3 protein-coding genes are annotated in these 4,176 nt (G+C 72.0%); 2 read left to right on the top strand and 1 reads right to left on the bottom strand.

Annotated elements, in window-relative coordinates:
• Positions 1-2,077, top strand: a 2,077-nt coding sequence (yicI, locus tag GWI24_RS41330; protein ID WP_210951170.1) for an alpha-xylosidase, incomplete at its 5' end; no start/stop codon positions are given.
• Here the strand turns inward: yicI and dacB are convergent.
• Entirely contained in the window at positions 2,074-3,660 is a 1,587-nt protein-coding gene (gene dacB, locus GWI24_RS41325; RefSeq protein WP_210951169.1) for a D-alanyl-D-alanine carboxypeptidase/D-alanyl-D-alanine-endopeptidase, read from the bottom strand. The genes yicI and dacB overlap by 4 nt on opposite strands.
• Positions 3,661-3,784: 124 nt before the next feature.
• On the opposite strand from dacB, the gene GWI24_RS41320 reads away from it, so the two are divergent.
• The coding region (locus GWI24_RS41320) for a DUF3592 domain-containing protein (RefSeq protein WP_210951168.1) at positions 3,785-4,176 on the top strand (392 nt) is incomplete at its 3' end.

Below are 4,176 nucleotides of genomic sequence, written 5' to 3'. Positions count from 1 at the left end.
GATCACCCATTTCGCGGGCGGGGTGGAGCGCGGCCCGTCGTTCGAGATCGCCCGCGAGAAGTACGACGCCGAGGTGAGCTGTGACGACGGGGAGGCCCGGCTCACCTCGGGCGCGCTCTCGGTGCGCTTCGCCCGCACCGGACCCTGGCGGATGGACCTCGAGGCCGCCGGGCACACGCTCACCAGCAGCGGCGTCAAGGACATGGGCATCATGGAGACCGCCGACGGCCACCACCACCTGCGCGAACGGCTCGCGCTGCGGGTCGGCACCTCGGTATACGGCCTCGGCGAGCGCTTCGGCCCGCTGGTGAAGAACGGCCAGGCCGTCGACATCTGGAACGCCGACGGCGGCACCGCCACCGAGCAGGCGTACAAGAACATCCCGTTCCTCCTCACCGACGCGGGCTACGGCGTCTTCGTGGACCACCCAGGCCGGGTCTCCTTCGAGGTCGGCTCGGAGGCGGTCTCCCGGATCCAGTTCAGCGCCGAGGACCAGGAGCTCACGTACTACGTCATCCACGGCCCCACCCCCAAGGAGATCCTTCGCCGCTACACCGCGCTCACCGGCCGCCCCGCGCTGCCGCCCGCGTGGTCCTTCGGGCTGTGGCTGTCCACCTCCTTCACCACCTCCTACGACGAGGAGACCGTCACCGGCTTCGTCGACGGCATGGCGGAGCGCGCGCTGCCGCTGTCCGTCTTCCACTTCGACTGCTTCTGGATGCGCGAGTACCAGTGGTGCGACTTCACCTGGGATCCGCGGGTCTTCCCCGACCCGGAAGGCATGCTGCGCCGGCTGCGCGAGCGGGGCCTCAAGATCTCCGTCTGGATCAATCCGTACATCGGCCAGCGCTCCCCGCTCTTCGCCGAGGGCAAGGCGGCCGGGTATCTGCTGAAGCGGCCGGACGGGTCCGTATGGCAGTGGGACCTGTGGCAGCCGGGCATGGCGCTGGTGGACTTCACCAGCCCCGAGGCCCGCGCCTGGTACGCGGCCAAGCTGACCGCGCTGCTGGACATGGGCGTGGACTGCTTCAAGACCGACTTCGGCGAGCGCGTGCCGTTGGACGTGGTCTACGCGGACGGCTCCGACCCCGAGCGGATGCACAACTACTACACCCACCTCTACAACCGCACCGTCCACGAGGCGCTGAGCGGGCGCCGCGGGGAGGGCGAGGCGGTGGTCTTCGCGCGCTCGGCCACGGCGGGCGGCCAGCGGTTCCCGGTGCACTGGGGCGGCGACTGCGAGTCCACCTACGAGGCGATGGCCGAATCGCTGCGCGGCGGGCTCTCGCTGGGACTTTCCGGCTTCGGCTTCTGGAGCCATGACATCGGCGGCTTCGAGGGCACCCCGGACCCGGCCCTGTTCAAGCGGTGGATCGCCTTCGGGCTGCTGTCCTCGCACAGCAGACTGCACGGCTCGTCCTCCTACCGGGTGCCGTGGCTCTTCGACGAGGAGTCGGTCGAGGTGCTGCGCCACTTCACCCGGCTGAAGCTGCGGCTGATGCCGTATCTGTACGAGGCGGCGCGGCAGGCGCACACCGAGGGCATCCCGGTGATGCGCGCCATGGTCCTGGAGTTCCCGGACGACCCCGGGTGCGCGGGTCTCGAGCGGCAGTACATGCTCGGCGGGGATCTGCTGGTCGCCCCGGTCTTCGACGACGAGGGCGAGGTGACGTACTACGTACCGGAGGGCCTCTGGACGCATGTGCCCAGCGGGCGGACGGTGCGCGGCCCGCGCTGGGTGCGCGAGACCCACGGCTTCCTCAGCGTCCCGCTGCTGGCCCGCCCCGGCGCGGTGATCCCGTTCGGGGCGGCCGACGACCGCCCCGACGCCGACTGGGCGGACGGGGTCACGCTGCGGGTGTACGAACCGGCGGCGGGCCCGGTCACGGTGCGGGTGCCGCGCCCGGACGGCACGACGGCCGCCACCTTCACCGTCGTCCGGGACGGGGCGGTACTGCGCGCCGAGGCCACCGGCACCTCGGCGCCGTGGCGGCTGGAGGTGGCCGGCGGCCCGTCCACGGAAGCGGCGGCGGGGACGGCGGTGCTGACGGTGCCGCTGCCACCGCCCCCCGCCTAGCAGCGCCGGGGCTTGACCCAGGAGCACTCGCGTCCGGCGTCGGCCGTGGCGGCCGCGGCGCCCCGTACGGCACGGGGCCGCACCGCCTCCGCATGGCCCTCGCCGGACTTCGCGAGCGTCACCACGATCGCGTCCTCCAGGTTCTTCACCGAGGGGGCGAGGTAGTTGTTGAGGACCACGCTGTAGACCAGCTCCCTGCCGTCCGCGTCGGTGACATAGCCGGAGAGCGCGGAGGCGCCGGTCAGGGAGCCGGTCTTGCCGCGGGCGTTCCCGGCCGCCGGGGTGGAGCACATCCGCGTACGCAGGGTGCCGCCCACGAACCGGTCCGGGGCGCAGGCCACCGGGAGCGAGGCGTACCAGTCGGCGTACCAGGGCTCGTCGCGCACCGACAGCAGCAGTTCGGTGAGGCGCCCGGCCGCGATGTTGTCCATCCGGGACAGCCCCGAGCCGTCCACCTGGCGCACCGCGCCGGTGTCCACGCCCTGCTTCTTCAGCCAGTCGGCGATGGCGGCGAGCCCCGCGTCCCAGGTGCCGCGCCCGGCCGTCTCATAGCCGATGGCCTTGGTGAGCGCCTCGGCGTGGATATTGTTGGACAGCTTCATGAAGGGGATGAGCAGTTCCTTCAGCGGCATGGAACTGTGTGACGCCACCGTCCGGGCGTCCGCCGGGGCGGCCCGGCCCAGGCGGGTGGGTCCGGCCACGCGGACGCCGTGCCGTTCGAGGGCGTCGGCGAAGACCGAGGTGGCGTAGCCGGTGGGCTCCCAGACGCTGACCCACTCCTTGGCGGTCGCCGACCCGGCCGGGAGGGCGCCGCTGACGGTGATGGTGTTGGAGCCGTGCTGCCGCTCGAGGGTGAGGCTGCCGCTTCCGGTGGTCGCGCGGTTGTCGATCCGTACGTAGGCGTTCGGCGGTGTGACGGTGACCTTCGGCCGGTCGCCGGTCGCCGCGCCCGGGGTGACCTCCACGATGACGCTGCCCGCGTCGTAGTCGGTGTCGGGGGCGAGGGTCAGCGCGGAGATCTGCGCCGCGTAGTACGAGGATTCGTCGTCGGCCGCCCAGGAGCGGCCCACCCGCTGGGCGTCGAAGCGGGTGTCATCGGCGATCAGCCGCCCGCTGACCTTGGTGATCCCCGCGTCGGCGACGCTCTTCGCCAGCCGGTCGTAGTCCCCGGCGAGCAGGGTGGGATCGCCGGTGCCGCGAAGGTAGAGATCGCCCCGGAGGGTGTGGCCGCGGCGGGCGCCGTCGGTCAGCACATCGGTGCGGAAGCGGTGGTCGGGGCCGAGCAGCCCCATGGCGGCGGCCGAGGTGAACAGCTTGGTGTTGGAGGCGGGCATCAGCCGGTCGTCGGGCCGGTGCCGGTAGAGCACGGCACCGGAGTCGGCGTCGGCGACCACGACCCCGGCCGCGCCGCCCTTCAGCAGGGGGTCGGCGAGGATGGTGTCGATGGCGTCGCCGATCCCGGCGCGGGAGGCGTCCGCACCGGCCGGTGAGCTCCAGGTGAGAGTGAAGGCGAGTCCGATGACGAGGGGGATGACGAGGGGCCAGATCCAGCCGCTCACACGACGCTTCAGGGGTCTGCTCATGTCACGGGAGGATCCCGCACCCCGTCATTTCGCGACAGAGCGCGCGGGCGGCAACCAAAGCTCCGGATCAACGCGTCTCCTGTGGCGGGCGGGGGATTCGAACACGACGAGAGGCGATTCATCGATGGGCGCTCCCGCGGCCGAGGTGCTGTGCATCACGATCGGGCTGTTCCTCTACGCCTGCGCCGTCCGCGACGCCCGGCTGGTGCGACGGCTGCGCCGCGAGGGGCTCCGTACGGAGGGGCTGGTGGTCGCCAACGTCGTGGACCGCCGGGACCGGAACCCGACCCAGACGCCTGTCATCCGGTTCCACGACCACCAGGGCTACGAGGTGGAGTTCACGACCGCGATCCAGGGCATCGGGATGGGCCTGGCGACCGGCCGGAGAGTGGGCGTGGTGTACCTCCCGGGCAACTCGCACAACGCCCGGGTGTGGATGCGGCGCCAGCTGGTGGGCCCGGCAGTGGGCATGACCCTGACCGGCACGCTCTTCCTCGGCTTCGGCCTGCTGATCGC

It is taken from the genome of Streptomyces sp. MK37H, from assembly GCF_018035285.1.
Classification (GTDB): domain Bacteria; phylum Actinomycetota; class Actinomycetes; order Streptomycetales; family Streptomycetaceae; genus Streptomyces; species Streptomyces endocoffeicus.
Note: the sequence above shows the minus strand (reverse complement) of the source record. Positions and strands in the feature narration are given on the sequence as shown.